Genomic DNA, 17,452 nt, shown 5'->3' with positions numbered 1-17,452 from the left:
TCTTTTGATTTCGCAATGAGAGTACTGATCATCGATGACCATCATTTGGTTTATCTTGGATTAAAATTAATCATCACCGAAATCTACCCGCAATCGGAAGTATTTCAGGCTTCAACATTCGAAGAAGGTCTAGCATTTTTATCCGAAAATAAATTGGATTTAATTGTGCTGGATATTGGTATTCCGGATGGCGAAAATGAGCAAATGATTAATAAGATAAACAGGATTGACAAAGAGGTGAAAATTCTCATTAATACAGGTTTTGATGAGAAAGTATATGCCGCAACTTATCTTCGTGCAGGCGCCGATGGATTTATTTCAAAGAATGCAGATTCGGAGACTTTAAAACAGGCATTGGTGTTAATGGCGAAGAAGAAAAAATACATTAACCCCGAATTACTTTACTCTCCCAACAGTGAACCTAATTTAATCAGAATTAAAGGATCAATTGCATTATCGCCGATCGAAGCGCGCGTTGCCGAATTGTTATTGGAAGGAAAATGGCTGAAAGAAATCGGTGCAATACTGGATATTTCTCCGTCAACTGTGAGTACACATAAACAAAGAATTTTCACGAAACTCGATGTCAATAACATCATTGACCTTGCGCGAAAATTTAACTTATTGAAGCGATAAAAGCCGCTGCAATTCGTCATCAAAAATTGTTAATATCCCCTCCTATTTCACCTTACCCACCGGGTGCGTTGTTACATTCGCGGTACTTGTCTTAACTTTACCGGCGTACCAACTTTTTTGCCCGAAATTGAAAAACAAGAAACTCATATTCGTTCTGCTACTGGCTGTTGTATTGGGCTACATCGTTTACGATTCTACTTCGCAGCCGGGCGTAAATGACCTCGCCGGAAACTTCAAAGAGGTAGCTGTTTACAGAAATGAAAACAACACCGGCCCCATTATGCGGATATACGCAGTGACTGTGGAAGGTACCCCCTGGGAAGAAATGGAGAAGTACGGAGACCTGATGCCCTACACGAAATACGGCAGTACGACGGTTTACTTTTTCGACGCTTCAAAGCCCGCACCAACCAAGCTGATCCCCATTGAACCGAACTTCGATCCGGATTTCAGGGCAAATTGCCAGGCTGTCTACACCAAAGATCAGAACGGCGTGGTGAGTTTCAGGAAGTCGCCGCTTTAAGTGTTTCAGTGCGCTTGCATCATGTTATCTTATTGTTAACCCTCATGCACGAAGGTGCTGCGACTGTAACTTTACCGGCATTAAAGCAAAATACGCCTGTAAATGACCATTCACAAATTCAGCCAAGTCCTTCTTTTACTTTGCCTTTTTACCTGCACCGGAACAAACGCCCAGCAACTATCCGGCGCTTTTCCGCAGGGGCACTCTCATAACGATTACCTGCAAGCCGCTCCTTTCACGCTGGCTTACCAGCAGCAGTTCGGCTCTGTTGAAGCCGATGTGTTTCTTCGCAACGACAGCCTTTTCGTAGCGCACACGCTCAAAGAAATCGAGCCGGAACGGACGTTTGAAAAACTGTACCTCGCGCCGCTGCTGCGGGTGGCCGCTAAAAATGGAGGTAAGATTTACAAGGACAAAAAATATCAGCTGCTCGTCGACCTGAAAACCTCCGGCGAACCTACGCTGAAAGCATTGGTCAAACTGCTTGAACCGCACCGGCAGCTCTTTGGTGAGGGCGGCGGCGGCGTTCATCTCGTGATCAGCGGGAATACACCTGCGCCCCCCGCATTTAACCAGTACCCCGAATTTGTGTCGTTCGATGGCCGCCCTGAGGTAAGCTACACGCCTGAGCAGTTGGAGCGCGTAGGATTGATCAGTCAGGCTTTCGGAGCGTATTCCAAATGGAATGGAAAAGGTATCCCCGTGGAGGCAGACCGCGAAAAGCTGACCGCCGTGATCGGGAAAGCGCATGCGAACAGAAAGCCTTTCCGATTCTGGGCTAGTCCCGATAACATCAATGCGTGGAAAGTACTGATGAACCTCGGCGCGGATTACATTAACACAGATAAGGTAACCGAACTGGGTGCTTTTCTGAATGGCCGCCAGAATGCGGAGTTCAAAGCGCAGGGGTTTTATGAACCTTACAAACCAACTTACAAGAACAACGATACCAGAGGAACTGTCAAAAACATCATCTTACTGATTGGCGACGGAATGGGACTTGCGCAGATTCACGCCGGACTGACGGGCAATGCGGGTAAGCTTAACCTGGCGAACTTTCTCAATATCGGCTTTTCCAAAACCGCTTCGTCGGATAACTACATTACAGACTCAGCAGCAGGCGCTACTGCTTTTGCAACGGGCAAAAAGACCAGGAACCGCGCGATAGGAGTAGATTCCAACCTCGTCCCGGCCAGATCGATCATCCTGGATTTACAGTCTGCGGGTAAAAAGACCGCTTTGATCTCCTCGGGCGATATCACCGACGCCACCCCGGCCAGCTTTTACGCTCACCGGCCGGAAAGAAGTATGCAGGACAGCATTGCCAAAGACTACCTGAGCTGCCAAACAGACATTCTCATCGGCGGCGGTTTTGCGCATTTCGAGCGTACGGGCGCTGCCGAAGCGCTTCGCAAATCGGGCGTGTCGGTTTCCGATCAATGGAAGGATCTTGCTTCGATCAAAGCGCCGTTTGTTCTTTTGGATGAACAGAATGCCCGCTCTATGAGCAAAGGAAGAGGTGATTTCCTTTCGGCCGCATTCAAAAAAACCGTGCAGAGCTTTGCCGGCCACAAGCCCGGATTTTTCGTCATGGCCGAAGGCGCACAGATCGACTACGGCGGGCATGCCAATGTTGTAAGCTACGCGGTAAATGAAATGCTCGATTTTGACCAGCTCGTAGGCGAAGCGCTGCGATTTGCCGATACCAATGGAGAAACACTGGTGATCGTCACTGCCGACCATGAAACGGGCGGACTTACCCTGCTCGACGGAAATTTGAAAACCGGCTACGTGGACGGGCATTTCAGCACCGACGACCATACCGGGATCATGGTGCCGGTTTTTGCCTACGGACCGCATTCCTTGGACTTCCGCGGCGTATACGAGAATACGGAAATCCACCAGAAGCTGATCCGCATTTTGAAAAGCAGATAGTCTACATCTTTTGACAATGCATTTGGGTTTCCCGATAGTTAGGGTAAATTTTGCTGAATGAAGCTGATCACAACCATGTTCATTCAGCAAAATTCTCACTCCATTTATGAAAGGTTACCTCAACCTCTTTGACTTCTCACAAAAAATCAATTACAAAACCGAGATCCTGGCCGGCCTGACTGTGGCGATGACCATGATGCCGGAGTCGCTCTCGTTTGCTATTCTGGCTGGCTTTCCCCCGCTCGTGGGGCTTTATGCTGCTTTTATAATGGGGCTTGTCACTTCTGTTTTCGGCGGCAGGCCGGGACTGATCTCCGGAGGTGCCGGCGCAACGGTGATCGTGCTGATTGCGCTTATGCAGTCACATGGGATCGAATACGTGTTTGCGGCAGTCGCGCTTGCGGGCATTGTGCAGATCCTGGTTGGCATTTTCAGGTTTGGAAAATTCATCAGGCTTGTTCCGCAGCCGGTTATGTACGGGTTTGTAAACGGACTTGCTGTCATCATTTTCATGTCACAGCTGCAACAGTTTCAAACCGTCAGCAATGGGGAAGTTACCTGGCTGAGCGGCACGCCGTTGCTGATCATGGCGGGGCTTGTGCTGCTTACCATCGCAATCATCATTATTTTACCAAAAATCACAAAAGCGGTACCGCCTTCCCTGGTAGCGATCATTATTGTATTTGCTGTTGTTTTAGGCTTTGATATAGAAACCAAAACGGTGCGCGATATTGCGTCGGTCGCAGGCGGCTTTCCCCCGTTCCATATTCCGCAGGTCCCATTTACCCTCGCCACCCTGCAAATCATCTTTCCTTACGCGCTGATCATGGCTGGCGTAGGTTTGACGGAAGGACTGCTGACATTAAACCTCGTAGATGAACTGACTGCCACGCGCGGTAATAGTAACCGGGAATGCATTGCACAGGGTACCGCCAATATCGCTAACGGATTCTTTTTCGGAATGGGCGGCTGTCCGATGATCGCGCAGACGCTGGTGAACCTTTCAGCCGGCGCGCGTGCCAGGCTTTCGGGTATTATCGCTTCCCTTACGATCCTGCTGATCATACTTTTTGGCGCGCCGGTGATCGAGCTGGTCCCTATGGCGGCGCTGACCGGCGTCATGATCATGGTCGCTTTCGGCACATTTGAATGGGCCAGTTTCCGGATTATCAATAAAATGCCGAAACACGACATTTTTGTAGGGATACTTGTGGCCGCGATCACGATTTACCTGCATAACCTGGCGCTTGCCGTGCTGGTCGGGGTAATCATTTCTGCCCTGGTTTTTGCGTGGGAAAGTGCCAAAAGGATCCGCGCGCACAAATCGGTGGACGAAAACGGCGTGAAGCATTATAAAATCTATGGTCCCCTTTTCTTTGGTTCTGTCACTGCTTTCAACGAAAAGTTTGAGATAGAGAAAGACCCGCAGGAAGTTGTCATTGACTTTTCGGAAAGCCGGGTAGCAGATATGTCGGGTATTGAAGCATTAAACAAAATCACCGGGCGGTACCAGCAGGCAGGGAAAAAGGTACACCTGAAACACCTCAGTCCCGACTGCCGGAAATTGCTCAGCAATGCGCAGGATGTAATTGACGTAAATATCCTGGAAGATCCGACGTACCCTGTTTCTATTTAGGTTGGTAAGATGCAAATAATCAGTAAAGTAGTGCATCCCCTGACCTATCTAACCAAGAGGCACCTATGAGATCATTTTTCTGCGTCATTTTACTTGCTGCACTGGCATCCTGCGACAAAAGCGGCCCTTCGTACAGCGTTATACCTTCCGGTACAGGTACGCCGGGCGGCTCAGGTAATCCGGTCGTGGAAATCGATTCTACCCGATTTGACAAACCTGAATTTGGCGATCCGGCTACAACAGTGCGCCAGTTTCCCTATGGACCCGGAAAAGCATATTCCGGTGATATCCGACTGGTAGCAACGAAGCGCGAGGGGCTACGGTTCGAGCAATTCATATACGATAAATCCGGGAAGCTGGCCGAAAAGAAAATGTATGCAGGTGATGGTAAACATGTTTATGCATCAAGCAAGTATCTGTATCATACTAATGCAGGAATTGCAAAGATTGAATACTGGATCAATGTAATCGGCATCATGCCGGAAGGTTATCCGACTACCGATGAGCTGTACTTGTATAGTTCGACAAAATTCGAGAATGGTTATATTGAGGGAACTTATCACAAAGTTAATCAGCGTGCAGAACGGCAGGGAAATTACCATTCCCCCGAGCCGCTTGAACTTGGTTTTGATAAAAACGGCAGACTGGTTTGGGAAGGAGGAACGCAGGACAAAACCCATTACTACTCATATACTGCAATAGAAAGAGCTGACAACGGGAACATTGTAAAAATTAAGAATCGCTACTATTCAGATTACAAGTCAGGAAATCAGACGGTTTACACTTACGACGACAAGAAGAACCCCTACTACACGACAGGCGACCCAGCCGATTGGAGCAACCTGAATATCAACAACGTGATCGCTTCCAAATTCACTAACAATCAAAAATACAGCCAGACTGCCACATTCGAATATACCTACCGCCCCGACGGTTATCCGCAATACCAGGTCGATCCCGCAACGAAGAAAGTAATCATGGAATTTATCTATAATAAGTAGTCAGATTATCGCTTGGTAGCGGGCAGAGAGCCATTATTTTGAATCTTCCACAAGAAACCTGCGGAACTCCGAATCGATCTGAAAACTGGTTATACCTATCGAAAGCATTCGCCGGCAATCCCGTGCAGCGTCGGCCATCATATCGGCGGATTGCCTGTAATGGTATTTGTTGATCGCAGCCACAACCATTATTCCATTTTTACGCGCCCATTGTACATCTGCATTGGTCAGTCTGGCCGGTCGCTCAAAGAGGAAATAGTTGGTAACCTGATAGCCGGATTTCCGCATATTCTCTTCCAGCTGGGCGCGGGAGCAGCTTAGCCTGATTTTCCCGGTGAAAAAATCAGTAGACTCGTCGGTACCGATCATTAATGCCGATTTTCTCAACTGATATTTGTCCAGAAGGTCAATCAACTTTGTGAAAGCAGTGGAATCAAACCCTGCTATTTTGTTATCGAGCATGATCCCCAGCTTATTCTGAGCGCAAAAGCGAAGAATGTCTTCCAGGAGCAAGGGGCTGTTTCCATCCAGCTTACTTTTCATCAGCCTTATTTCTGCCCAATTTACCTCAGTCACTTTCTTATCAACCTCGTAATACCGCCTGAAATCCGCATCGTGGTTTGCGATTAAAACACCATCCTTCGTGACGCGCACGTCTGTTTCAATTAGTTTGTACCCGTCCCGAACTGCCGCTTTAAGCGCCGAAATACAATTTTCCGTAAAGGAACTATCCACTACCCCGCCCCGGTGCGCGATCAGGGTCAGCTTTGAATTTTGCGAAAAACAGGTGAGTACCGATAGGAGGAATACGGTGGCAAATGCCAGTTTGAATTTCATGTTAAAGGAAAATTGTTTGCTACTCATTTTGGAGCGCTTCCACCGGGTTACCGGTCGCAGCGCGGTAAGTTCTGGTGCTGATGATCAACCCGCCCAACACCAGCAGCACGCCCACGCACAGGCCCAGGGTCTCAAAGCCAATGGAAACATGGTATGCGAAATTGAACAGGAATGCGTAGCCTGCCAGGTACCCCAGCGGCAGCGCGACAAGCGCGGCGATCGTGAGCAATTTTACAAAATCCCGTGATAGCAGCCAGACGATCTGCGCCACTTCTGCACCCATTACTTTTCGTATACCCACTTCTTTAATGCGCGTCTGCGTGTTGTAAGTGACCATGCCAAGCAACCCGAGGCAGGCAATGGAGAAGGATATCCCCAGCAGCAAACCCATGAAACTGAGATCGTCGGTATGTGCGTGCCGCTTGTACAGGAAATCGTCGTACCACTCGCCGTCGAAGGTCTCGTAAGATCTCAGCTTTTTCCAGATCCCTTTCATCCCTGCCAAAACGCGCTCTTCTGAACCGGGCGTTACGGCCACGTGCATGTAACGGAGCCCGTCGGTTTGCTGGCGCAGTACGAGCGGCATGATCTTCCAGTTGAAGCTGGTAAACCGGAAATCCCTGATCACACCCGCAACCTGTACCTCCGTGCTGTCATTCAGCCAGAAAGTCTTTCCGATTGCTTCGCTGTTATTTCCGAAATTAAACTTCCTGACTGCCTCTTCATTGATGAATACCAGCCGGCCCGATGCCGACTCAGGAAGGTCTTTTCCGGCGAGCAAAGTCAGGTCCAATGTCGCCAGAATATCCGGCGCCACATTGAACAGAAAAGTGCTGGTCTGCGCTGCGTCGCCTTTCTTCGTTTTGACGCGCTCAGTTTGCCCGTGATGTCCGAAAGGTTCCGAAATGCCGGAAACAGCCTCAGCCCCGGCCAGCTTGCCTGCTTCGCCTGCAAGTCGCTCGTAAGGGAGATTGTTGAGCGGAATATTCAGGACGTTTTTACTGCGGAACCCGTAGTCGCCAGTTGCCATGTAATTCTGCTGGCGCAGCACGGTTACCAAAGTAATCATCGCGATCAGCGAAATGGCAAACTGGACTACAATCAATGTTTTGCGCAGCGAAATCCCTTTAATTACTTTAAGCCCGTTCTGGCTGCGAAGTACCTCCGCCGGCTGAAAACCCGACAGCACCCTGGCTGGGACAATACCGGCCAGCAAGCCGGTAACAACGCTGAATGCAACGATAGCGCCCCATAACTTCCAGTCCCACACCACGCCGCCGATCAGCCACTGCTGTACAAAGCTCATGGGTTTGATGATTTCAAGCATGACATAAGCCAGTCCCAAGGCGAGCATGGACAGAATGAGCGACTCAGCCATAAACTGCCCGAGCAGCTGCCAGCGAAGCGCGCCGGAAGTTTTCCGTATACCTACTTCACGCGCCCGGCTCATGGAGCGGGCCAGGGTGAGGTTTATATAATTAAAAGCCGCCATCAACAGGGTAATTAATCCCACCGCCATTTCGGCCATTAATCCACTGATCTGCGGCTCGTAGGTGCTGTTCATTAACTCTTCTGTGCTTGGAGAAATGCTTTTCAGCGCCTGTACACGAAAGCCGAGCGAGGCCTTTGCGGCCGTACCGGGGGCCGCACCCGCACGCTTTGCTACCGCTGGCAGGATACTGCCAAGCTGCTCCTGCGAGGTCCCCGGTTTGAGCAGCACATAAGTGTACCCGCGCGAAAACTCTTTCCAGCCCTCGCCCGCATTGAATGCAGTCATTTGCTCGTCAGCCAAAGCAAACAGGATATCAAACCGCAAATGCGAATGCGATTCCGGATTGGCGACCACGCCGGTGATGATCGAGGTACCTGCTTCTCCCTGGTCCAGCACCTGACCGATCGGGTTCATTTTACCAAAAAGCTTTTCGGCCGTCTTCTGACTGATCACCGCATATCCCGCACCGGAAGGATATTGGCCCGATACAAGCGGATAACCGAAAAGCTGTAAGAAGGAATGATCAACGGCAAAAGTCAGAAAATCCAGCTCTTTGGAATTGCCCAGTACCGGCCCGTATGTACGCACCACCCGCGCTGCGTTTTCAACAATTCCATAATCCTGCTCCAAGGTACCTGCCAGCGGCAAAGGAGAAGTCGCAAAGGCCGTTTTATCGCCGGTCTTGCTGGTTGCATCCGTGATAATGCGGTAAATGCGATCTGATTTCGCGTGGAAATGATCGTATTCCAATGCGCCTTTGATGTGGGCAATGGCGAGGAAGCAGACCATCAAACCCGAGGCAAGTCCGAAAATATTGATGAATGCAAAAAGCCTTTGCCTCCAGATATTCCGTACGGCGATCTTTGTATAATTTCTCAGCATGAAAAAAGGATTGGTATAAACCTGTTACAATGACGTAAAAGTTTATACCAATCGAAAAAAGCATTCAGGAACGATCCAGGGTATGTTTTTTACATTTTACGCTGTACGATTCCGAACGGAAATGTTCACTTTTTAACAGACTCAAACTTTGTACGCTCGGTCTTGGTGAAGTCGACGTACCTGTACTTCTCGTGCACCGACATTTCGAGCGAAAGCTTGTAGATACCCCAGGGATACCTGGCCTCTGTCTGCACTTTTTCCTTTTTAGACGGTCCGCTGCTTTTCGATGTTTTTGTATAAAACTCTTTCATCACCCTGCCGTCCATTTGCGGCGGCACCTGCAAGCCGTAAAGGCCAAGCACGGTAGGCGCGATATCGACATTGGAAGTGGGCAGCTCACCTGTGAATGCATCCTTGAAATCCGGGCCGTCGGCAAAAAATGCGATGTTGATCTCGTACGGACTGGATCCGCCGTGACCAGCCACGCCGCCGGAAAAGTCGGTACCTGCGTAACCTTTATCGTTTTTATCATCATTCCAGTTGGGCGCAACCAGAATGTCGCCTGAGCGCGTCGGGTGATTGTAATGGATCGCGTCGAATGACAACGTACCATCAACCCAGCCGGTCATACTTCCCTTCTTTTTGGGTTTTGTAAAAACAGCGCCGATCCAGTCTTCCTTATGCAAAGCCGCCACAATCTTCCTGATCACTTGCTCGTCGTGGTTTTTGACATAAACAGCACCTTCCGATATCACTACATCATCCGACTCTTTATCTTTCTTCAAACCTTCCGCAATCAGCAGCTCGCTCAGATTTTGCTTGCCGCTATGTGTTACAAAACCGTGATCAGTTGAAATCAGGATATTGTACCGCTCCCGCAAACCCCTTGCATTCAGCGAATCGAGGATCCTGCCAAATTGCGTATCGACGTACTTGATTGCCGCAACAGCCTGCTCTGAGCCGATACCATACCGGTGAGCCGCGCCGTCAGGATCCGAAAACCACACTGCGCTTACCAGCGGACCTCCATTTTTCAAACCGTAATGGAGCAATGCGTCGGCCACCCATTTGTGCTTGATAAAAACGTCGCCGGTGCCTTTGGGCATGGGACCAAGTTCCGCCATTACCTGCGTTTTCAGCGATTCGGGCAGGATCAGCTCGTGGTTGATAATCCCTCCGCTGCCGATTTTATGGTTTTGTAAAAAAGCCTGTCCCGTGGTACCGGAGCTGAAAACCATCATCCGCTCGCCTGCCTTTTCCAGTACTTCACCCATTGAAACCGCTGTCAGCAACTGCCCCGACTCCGACTCCTGCACTTTCATCAGATCTTCATAAGTAGTACCAATCGCTTTGTTCGGACTCACTTTCGGAAAGTAGATGGAATTACCCAGCAAACCGTGCGTTCCAGGATAAGAGCCAGTAGCGTAGGAAGAAGAATTGACGCGCGTCACAGTAGGAAAAACGCTGTGGTGCTGCTTTCCGTGAGAAGCTTTCTGCTTGAATGCAAACAGGTTGGGCATTTGCTCTTTGGTAATGTAATCCGGCCGCAAGCCGTCAAAAAACACGATCAGCGTTTTATTGGCTTTCTCATTCGCGAAAACCTTCCCGGCTGGTGCTTTCGCATTTGTATATGCAGGTACCACCGGCGTTATACCAAGCTTTTTGGCCTCAGGAAGAAAATCAGCGACGTTATTTACCAAAACAAAGTCTACCCCGTCTTCAAACAGCTTACCGAGTTCATCGGGCGTTTTGGCGTAGAAGTAGCTGATCTTTACATTGTTATTTTTCAAATCCTGCATTACTTGCCTGCGGTCTTCGCCGGGCTGGTGGCGCAGCAGCTGAATGAAGTTGGCGCGCATCGCAATGGTCGCCTGAGCATACTTGGGCGTGTCTTTGCGGTAGCTGTTTTCTCCATTGCAAATCTGAATGCCGGGGACTGCCTGCCTGGCCGCTTTCGCAGCTTTTTCTGAGCAAGTCAGAAATGCCTGGTGCAACCTGCCTGATTTCGCGAGCATCAATGCAGCCTTCGCACCAACTGCTTCGTCTCCTTTCAAATGACAGTTCAGCCAGACGTTATTCGGCATCATAGCCAGGGTTTCTTCAAATGTAGGCACCTGCGTTCCTTTGAATTGCTCTGCCTTTTTCACGCCTGCGTCCAGCGCGCGGACTTGCGCGAAGGTTAGCTCGGAAACTTTGCCGGTACCGTTTGTAGTACGATCTACCCCATCGTCGTGCATGATCACGAGCGCGCTGTCTTTCGTGAGCTGGATATCAAACTCGATCATTTGCGCCCCTAAACGAACAGCTTCCCTGAATGCAGGCAATGTGTTCTCCGGGTGCGAATCCATGCAGCCGCGGTGTGCACACAAGCCGCGTTCGGGCATCTTAACCTGTTGTGCATGCGCAGCTATCCCCGCCACAAACAGCAGGGATAGTGCAACATATTTGAAATCTTTTTTAAACATCATTCTCAATTTAAAGCTTGCGAGCAGTTGAAATCGCATTATTTATCCCACCAAACCTTGATATCACTATTATCGCCGCCCATGGAAGCCACCGCGCCTGCCAGCGCTTCCGGATTCAGTGATTGCAGGTAAGTCGGATACGGTACGCGCGAAGGAAATTTGTTCTCCGCCGGGATACCTGCACCGCGGGGCAATGCAGGATAACCTGTGCGGCGTTTTTCAAACCATGACTGATAATCCACAAAGAAGTAAGCGTAATACTTTTGCAGCATAATCTGTTCAAGCTGCTTTTCGGGTGTAGCGGCTGTATTGAATGCAATTCCTGGCTGGGCCAGAAAACCCGCCGGCATTGTCACGCCCCATTGCGTCATCGAAGCTGCGATACCTGCCTCATAATGTTTGTCGGGCGTTGATCCGGTGTTATATCCTTTCAGCGCGAGCTCGGCCTTGATGAACTCCACTTCGGCCAGTGTCATCATCACACCAAGTTGCGGCAATGTTTTGAGCGCGTCGGAGTAGCTGGAATTGCTTCCTACTGCATATTCGAGGGTAGTCGGGTAGCCGCTTTCAATGCCGCGGTACACATTCTCAGTACCCGCTTTCACCTGTGTCGCCCAGGGTCCGCGTCTCGGATCTCCCGTTTGGTTCATGAAATCCATGAAGAACTTCGTATAGTAAGTCCCGTCGCGCCAGTCAACCTGCCGTGCATTGAAGAATGGATTATAAAATGGAAATGTACCCGGATACCTGAAAATAGCTTCGTCTGCATTGGTGGTAAATACAGGGTTTGCAGCGGGATTGGCCAGTATGGCCGAGATCTGCTCCTTTACACTCACCTCGCCTTCTCTTTTGGAAATCCGCAGCAATAATCTCAATCGAAGCGAGTTACAGAACTTCTTCCATTTCTGGATACCCAGGTTTTTACCTCCCGACAATGCATTGGAATTGTACAACATATCGCCGCCGTAAGTCAGCGCTTTGGTGTCGTCCAGCAGCACGTTTGCAGTTTCAAGATTTTTCAGCAATGCAATGTAAATATCCTTCTGCTTGTCAAACGTTGGCTTGAAATTACCTTCGATCGCCTTGGTAGCCTGCGAGTAAGGCACGTCGCCGTAAAGATCCGTCAGAATGGAGTAGCTCCACGTTTTGTAGATCAATGCAATCGCCTTGTAGTTGTTCTCGTTAAGCCGGTCGGCAATGATGTAAATATCCTCTATATCATTGAGATAAGAATAAAAATTACTCCAAACTCCCGTACCCGGATTGACCAGGTACCTGTGCAGCCCGCCTCCTCCTGCACTGGCGCGGGGGGCGTCTACCTGCATGAGCTCGTGCGTAAAATTGCGGCTCGCATTCACGGTGCTGTTTACAATCTGGTACTGCAGCTGGCCCAGCATAACGCCCGGCGTGATCTCCTTCGGACGGTTTGGATCTGTGTTGAGCTCTTCAAAACCGTTGGTACAGGATACCAGCAGACTGAACAGCATTAAAAAAGGAATATATGCTTTCTTAAACATGGTCACTTTCAATTAGAATTTTAATGTAAGGTTCATACCCATTGTTCTGGTGGAAGGAAACTGCGCGAGCTCCACACCCGGCGTGAGCGTTCCATTGTTGAGGTTTCCGCCTTCCGGATCAAAGCCCGGGAATTTGGTAAAGTTGAACAGGTCCCTGCCGAAGAATGCCAGGCTCGTCTGCCGCACCCCGACTTTGCCCAGAAGCGCCTGCGGCAAGTTGAATTCCACACGAAGCTCTCTGATTTTCAGGAAGGAAGCGTCGAAAATATTGGTCTCTGCATTAGCGATCTGATAGTAGTTGTCGTAGTAAGAGCTGGCAGGAACTTTCACGGTGTTAGGTGCAAAACTTCCGTCGGGCTGCTTCACCACGCCCTGTCCCACGATCCCGTCTTCACGGCCTGGCAATGTTACTTTCGTTTTACCCAGCGTGTTATTCTTGTGATTGGTTTGCGAGTACATGCTGCCGCCTTTTTGCCCGTCGAGCAACAGACTTACCCGCACGTTTTTGATCGTAAATTCATTGGACAAACTCGCTTTCCAGTCTGCAAATGCATTGCCCCACTTTTTGGCGGTCGGGTCCAATGCAGCCGGAAGTCCCACTGAGGAGTAAATGATCTGACCGTCAGGCGCGCGCTGGAATCCACGTCCATACATATCGCCCATTAACCCTCCTACCCGCGCTTCAATGCTCACGTTGGTATTATGCGCATAGATCACCTGATTGGTAATGCCCGAGGCAAGCTCCTTTACATAGCTGCGGTTTCTTGACCAGAGCAGCGTAGTATTCCAGGTGAAATTTTTCGTAGTAACCGGTTTGCCGGTCAGCTTGATCTCCACGCCGCGGCTGTTGATCAATCCCGCATTGATCAGTGCATTGGAATAACCTGACACAGGGTCCAATGGGATCGCCAGGATCTGGTTGCGGCTGTTATTGTTGTAGTAAGCCACGTCAAGTCCCACCAGGTTTTTGAGCAAACGTACATCCAGACCAAACTCGTAGCTCGCCGTAATCTCAGGTTTCAGGTTGGCATTGAAAAGGGTACTTGAATTGGTAAAGCTGTTACCGTAAATGCGGTCGTAATAGCGGGCAGTCTGGTAAGGTCTGGTATCATTTCCAACCTGTGCCCAGGAAGCGCGCAGCTTCGCAAAGGAGATCGCAGTCGGCAATGTGAAGAGCTCGTTTAACAAAAAGCTTGAACTTACGGACGGATAAAAGAAAGAGTTGTTGGCATAAGGCAGCGTACTCGACCAGTCGTTCCGCCCTGTTACGTCCACAAAGATCTTCTCGTCCCACGAAAACTGAGTGGCAGCGTAGATACTGTTGATCGCCTTTTTGGTTTTCAAAGGATCCGCTACTGCCTGGTCAAGGCTGTTGGAAATCTGGTAAATACCGGGCTGAGCAAGCTGGTCAGCATACATCCCTGCGAAATCGTACGACTGGCGCATTGCATTGGCTCCCACAGAAGCGGTCACATCGATCAGCCCGCCGATCTTGTCTTTGTAGTTGAGCAAAAAGTCGGTATTGGATTCATAGGTAAATACATTCTGCTCGCGGTACATCCCGCGCGGGTAGCGCGTCATGCTGAACGGGCGCTGCTGCGAGCGGAATTCAAAAGCCATATCCAGACCAGTGCGCACAAGCAGATCAAACTTTTTGGATATCTCGTAGTTAGCCGAAAGATTACCAATCACCCCATGCTTGTTCATCTTGTTCAGCATTTCGTACATCCCGAGGTAAGGGTTGTCCGGCGTCGGGTTAAAGGGGCTTCTCTGTTTTACGTTTTCCAGTCCCGGTTCCCAGTAAGGCTTAAACCATTCGGGTTTGATGTTAGGAGTTGTACCCAGGATCAGAAAGTACATCAGCGACTGGTTGTTATATCCCGCCATCGGCAGGTTATCGCTTTTTTTGTTGGTATAATTGACTTTACCATTGATCTTCAATCGGTTCGATACTTTTTGACTGACCGACAATGCCGCGTTCAACCTTTCGAAACCGGTATTGGGAATGATCCATTTGTTTTTTAAATGCGTCAGCGACAAGCGCGCAGAACCGTTTTCGCTGCCTCCTTCAATGGAAACACTGTTGGAGAACGTGGTACCTGTCTGGAAAAAACCTGAGATATAATCTTTGTTGGCGACCCAGGGAGTACGTTCGGTCGGCCTTCCGTCCGGTGCATTCGGGTTGAACTGATAGTACATCTGACCATCAAACTTCGGGCCCCAGGCTCTTCCGGCTGCTACGGTTGTAGCTGTATTGGGTCCGTCTTCACTATCGAGGTAAGAAAAGTAAGCGCCGCTTCTTCCTTCGCCGTATTCAAACTGATAATCAGGATAGCGATTGATCTGCTCCACGCTGAAATTGGAATTGACAGTTATGCCAATGCCTTTGTCTTTGCGCACACCACTTTTGGTCGTGATAATGATCGCCCCGCCTGCTGCCCGGCTGCCGTACAATGCGGTCGCGCCCGGTCCTTTCAGCACAGTAACTTTCTCGATATCATCCGGGTTAATGTCCGAAAGGCTGGAACCGTAATCCACCGGGCTATCTGCTGAAAGGTGTGAATTGAATCCGGTTCCTGTGATCCGGCTGCTTACCGGCACACCGTCTACTACGATGAGCGCCTGGTTGTTATCGAGGTTCAAAGACGATTCGCCACGGAGGGTAATGCGCGCTGATCCCATAGGTCCGGCGCCTGCGCCTTGGATATTGAGCCCTGCTACTTTACCTGAAAGTGTATTAACCCAGTTGTTGGATTTGGCATCCTTAACCGCATTTTCATTGATCGTCTGCGCAGCAAAGCCCAGCGATTTTTCCTCGCGCTTGATCCCGAGTGCGGTCACGACCACTTCGTTCAGGATTTTGGTATCTTCCTTTAATGTAATGTCAATCACACTTTTGTTGCCAACTGCCTGTTCTTGCGAAAGAAAACCGATCGCAGAGAAAATGAGCGTAGAGGCAGACGAAGGCACGTTAAGAGTGAATGCGCCGTTTGCGTCGGTTGTAGTACCTGAGCTGGTGCCTTTTACAAGCACGCTGACGCCCGGTAGTGGGTCTCCCGTTGGGGCGGTAACCTTACCGTTAATGGTGAAAGACTGAGCGGACAAACGCAAAGGCATGCAAAGTCCGATCAGCACGGCAAAAAATGCCAGCAGTAACCGTGTTTTCATATTCTTCTATCAGAGGTTAGTGAGATAGCCGGCGCGAGACGTCCGGCATTTTGATTTATTAAACCCCAAAGATATCAGACGCTTACTGCCTGGATATTAAGCCTGCATTATGCATTTGTTATGGAATTTGCAGGTCAGGCCCGGGCGGATCTCATGCAACTTTTTATATTATTGTTTAAAAACAGTCTAAATACAAGCTACTTTTGCGACGTTGTACTGCCGGGCGCAGACATATAGGAACAAAGCGTAAATAAATGACGAATCAGGGCGAAATGAATGCTGAACAGACTGCGAAATCAACATCCGAAAACAATAGCTGGACGTTCCCTGAATTTGATCCGCTGCGAGAAGACGCGGTAACAGACAACCCACTGACTTACAAAGATGCGCGTACTACCGGCAGCGGCCGGGAGCTGATATCCGGGGATTTTTACATCTGGTACGGTAAGTTCCGGGTGCATTCAGAAGGGCCGGTGGTGATAAAGGCGACCGGTGACCGGATTCAAATGCTGTTTTGCCTGCAAGGTGCCGCTACCTACTTTCAGGAAACCGCTTCCAAACCTTTCGTCCGCTTCAAGCCGCAGCAGCACAACCTGTTTCTACTACCGAATAAAAATGTGATGATCCAATGGAAGCCGGGGGAAGAAGTGGAGGCTTTTGCGATTAGCCTGGATACGGGATTCTTCTTCGAAAACCTGCCGGCCGCCCACCCGATCTGTACGCATTTCAGGAACGGGATCAGCAGATCGCTGCCCGCTTTTATGATCAGGAGGAACCTGCCTGTTACTACCAAAATGCTTTCTTCATTATTTGAAATACTGAATTGTACTTACAGCGGCTACTACAAAAGTCTTTTCATCAAAGCCAAAGTGATCGAGCTGCTTGCCTTTCAGTTTGAACAGTTTGAGCATCTTCCCGTACCGGATATTTCATCTAACCTGAAAGAATCAGACAAGGACAAAATGCACCTGGCGCGGAAAATCCTTTCAGAAAACCTGGACAAACCGTGGTCGTTGCGCGAGCTGGCGCACCAGGTTGGCACCAATGAATTCAGCCTCAAAAAGTATTTCAAAGAGGTTTTCGGAAAGCCCGTTTTCGTTTACCTGCACGATCTGCGAATGGAGACTTCCATGCAAATGCTGAAAGAGCCCGGCAGCCGGGTGGCTGAGATCGCCCAGCGTGCGGGTTACAAGAATGCGACGCATTTCACGGCTGCATTCAAGAAGTATTACGGGATACTGCCTACTAAGATCAGGATCTGCCTGCTGCACCTCTGGCATCTCTCCGATGTACTTGCCCACTTTTTCACGCAGGTCGCAGAAGAAACATCCTGTGTGGAGGCGATCTGAGCGACGGCGGC

At 49.6% G+C, this 17,452-nt stretch carries 11 protein-coding genes; 6 read left to right on the top strand and 5 right to left on the bottom strand.

Annotation, left to right across the window (positions count from 1 at the left end; all coding sequences use genetic code 11):
* Positions 1 to 15: 15 nt before the first annotated feature.
* The 5 genes from Q369_RS0123455 to Q369_RS0123435 all read left to right on the top strand — a co-directional run bounded on the left by Q369_RS0123455 (position 16) and on the right by Q369_RS0123435 (position 5,731).
* The gene (locus Q369_RS0123455; RefSeq protein ID WP_031530161.1) at positions 16 to 636 is read left to right on the top strand and encodes a response regulator transcription factor; all 621 of its coding nucleotides are present in this window, start codon (positions 16 to 18) and stop codon (positions 634 to 636) included.
* 127 nt (positions 637 to 763) lie between these two features.
* A complete protein-coding gene (locus Q369_RS0123450) occupies positions 764 to 1,159 on the top strand; it encodes a hypothetical protein (RefSeq protein ID WP_031530160.1) in 396 nt (131 codons plus the stop codon).
* A gap of 102 nt (positions 1,160 to 1,261) precedes the next feature.
* Positions 1,262 to 3,094, top strand: coding sequence for an alkaline phosphatase (locus Q369_RS0123445; RefSeq protein ID WP_035333778.1), 1,833 nt, complete (start codon positions 1,262 to 1,264; stop codon positions 3,092 to 3,094).
* A 106-nt stretch (positions 3,095 to 3,200) separates the two neighbouring features.
* Positions 3,201 to 4,730 carry a SulP family inorganic anion transporter gene (locus Q369_RS0123440; RefSeq protein WP_031530158.1) on the top strand — a complete coding sequence of 510 codons (1,530 nt, stop codon included), beginning with the start codon at positions 3,201 to 3,203 and terminating at the stop codon, positions 4,728 to 4,730.
* Positions 4,731 to 4,795: 65 nt separating this feature from the next.
* Positions 4,796 to 5,731, top strand: coding sequence for a hypothetical protein (locus tag Q369_RS0123435; RefSeq protein WP_031530157.1), 936 nt, complete (start codon positions 4,796 to 4,798; stop codon positions 5,729 to 5,731).
* A gap of 33 nt (positions 5,732 to 5,764) precedes the next feature.
* Here Q369_RS0123435 and Q369_RS0123430 read toward each other — a convergent pair whose 3' ends face one another.
* From Q369_RS0123430 to Q369_RS0123405, 5 genes are all read right to left on the bottom strand, one after another.
* On the bottom strand, positions 5,765 to 6,568 hold the full coding sequence (locus Q369_RS0123430) for a glycerophosphodiester phosphodiesterase (RefSeq protein WP_031530156.1): 804 nt from the start codon (positions 6,566 to 6,568) through the stop codon (positions 5,765 to 5,767).
* A 19-nt stretch (positions 6,569 to 6,587) separates the two neighbouring features.
* Entirely contained in the window at positions 6,588 to 8,942 is a 2,355-nt protein-coding gene (locus Q369_RS0123425; protein ID WP_031530155.1) for an ABC transporter permease, read from the bottom strand.
* Between the two features lie 125 nt (positions 8,943 to 9,067).
* Complete coding sequence (locus Q369_RS28915; protein WP_169739283.1) at positions 9,068 to 11,410, bottom strand: alkaline phosphatase family protein; 2,343 nt, start codon at positions 11,408 to 11,410, stop codon at positions 9,068 to 9,070.
* 35 nt (positions 11,411 to 11,445) lie between these two features.
* Positions 11,446 to 12,924, bottom strand: coding sequence for a SusD/RagB family nutrient-binding outer membrane lipoprotein (locus Q369_RS0123410; RefSeq protein ID WP_031530153.1), 1,479 nt, complete (start codon positions 12,922 to 12,924; stop codon positions 11,446 to 11,448).
* A gap of 12 nt (positions 12,925 to 12,936) precedes the next feature.
* Complete coding sequence (locus Q369_RS0123405) at positions 12,937 to 16,092, bottom strand: SusC/RagA family TonB-linked outer membrane protein (protein WP_031530152.1); 3,156 nt, start codon at positions 16,090 to 16,092, stop codon at positions 12,937 to 12,939.
* Positions 16,093 to 16,346: 254 nt separating this feature from the next.
* Here Q369_RS0123405 and Q369_RS0123400 point away from each other — a divergent pair, with 254 nt between their 5' ends.
* Entirely contained in the window at positions 16,347 to 17,441 is a 1,095-nt protein-coding gene (locus tag Q369_RS0123400; protein ID WP_051664244.1) for a helix-turn-helix transcriptional regulator, read from the top strand.
* Positions 17,442 to 17,452 lie beyond the last annotated feature (11 nt).

Source organism: Dyadobacter crusticola DSM 16708, assembly GCF_000701505.1.
In the GTDB taxonomy this organism is placed as follows: domain Bacteria; phylum Bacteroidota; class Bacteroidia; order Cytophagales; family Spirosomataceae; genus Dyadobacter; species Dyadobacter crusticola.
The sequence above is the reverse complement of the archived record's forward strand: the minus strand, read 5'-3'. Positions and strand labels throughout refer to the sequence as shown.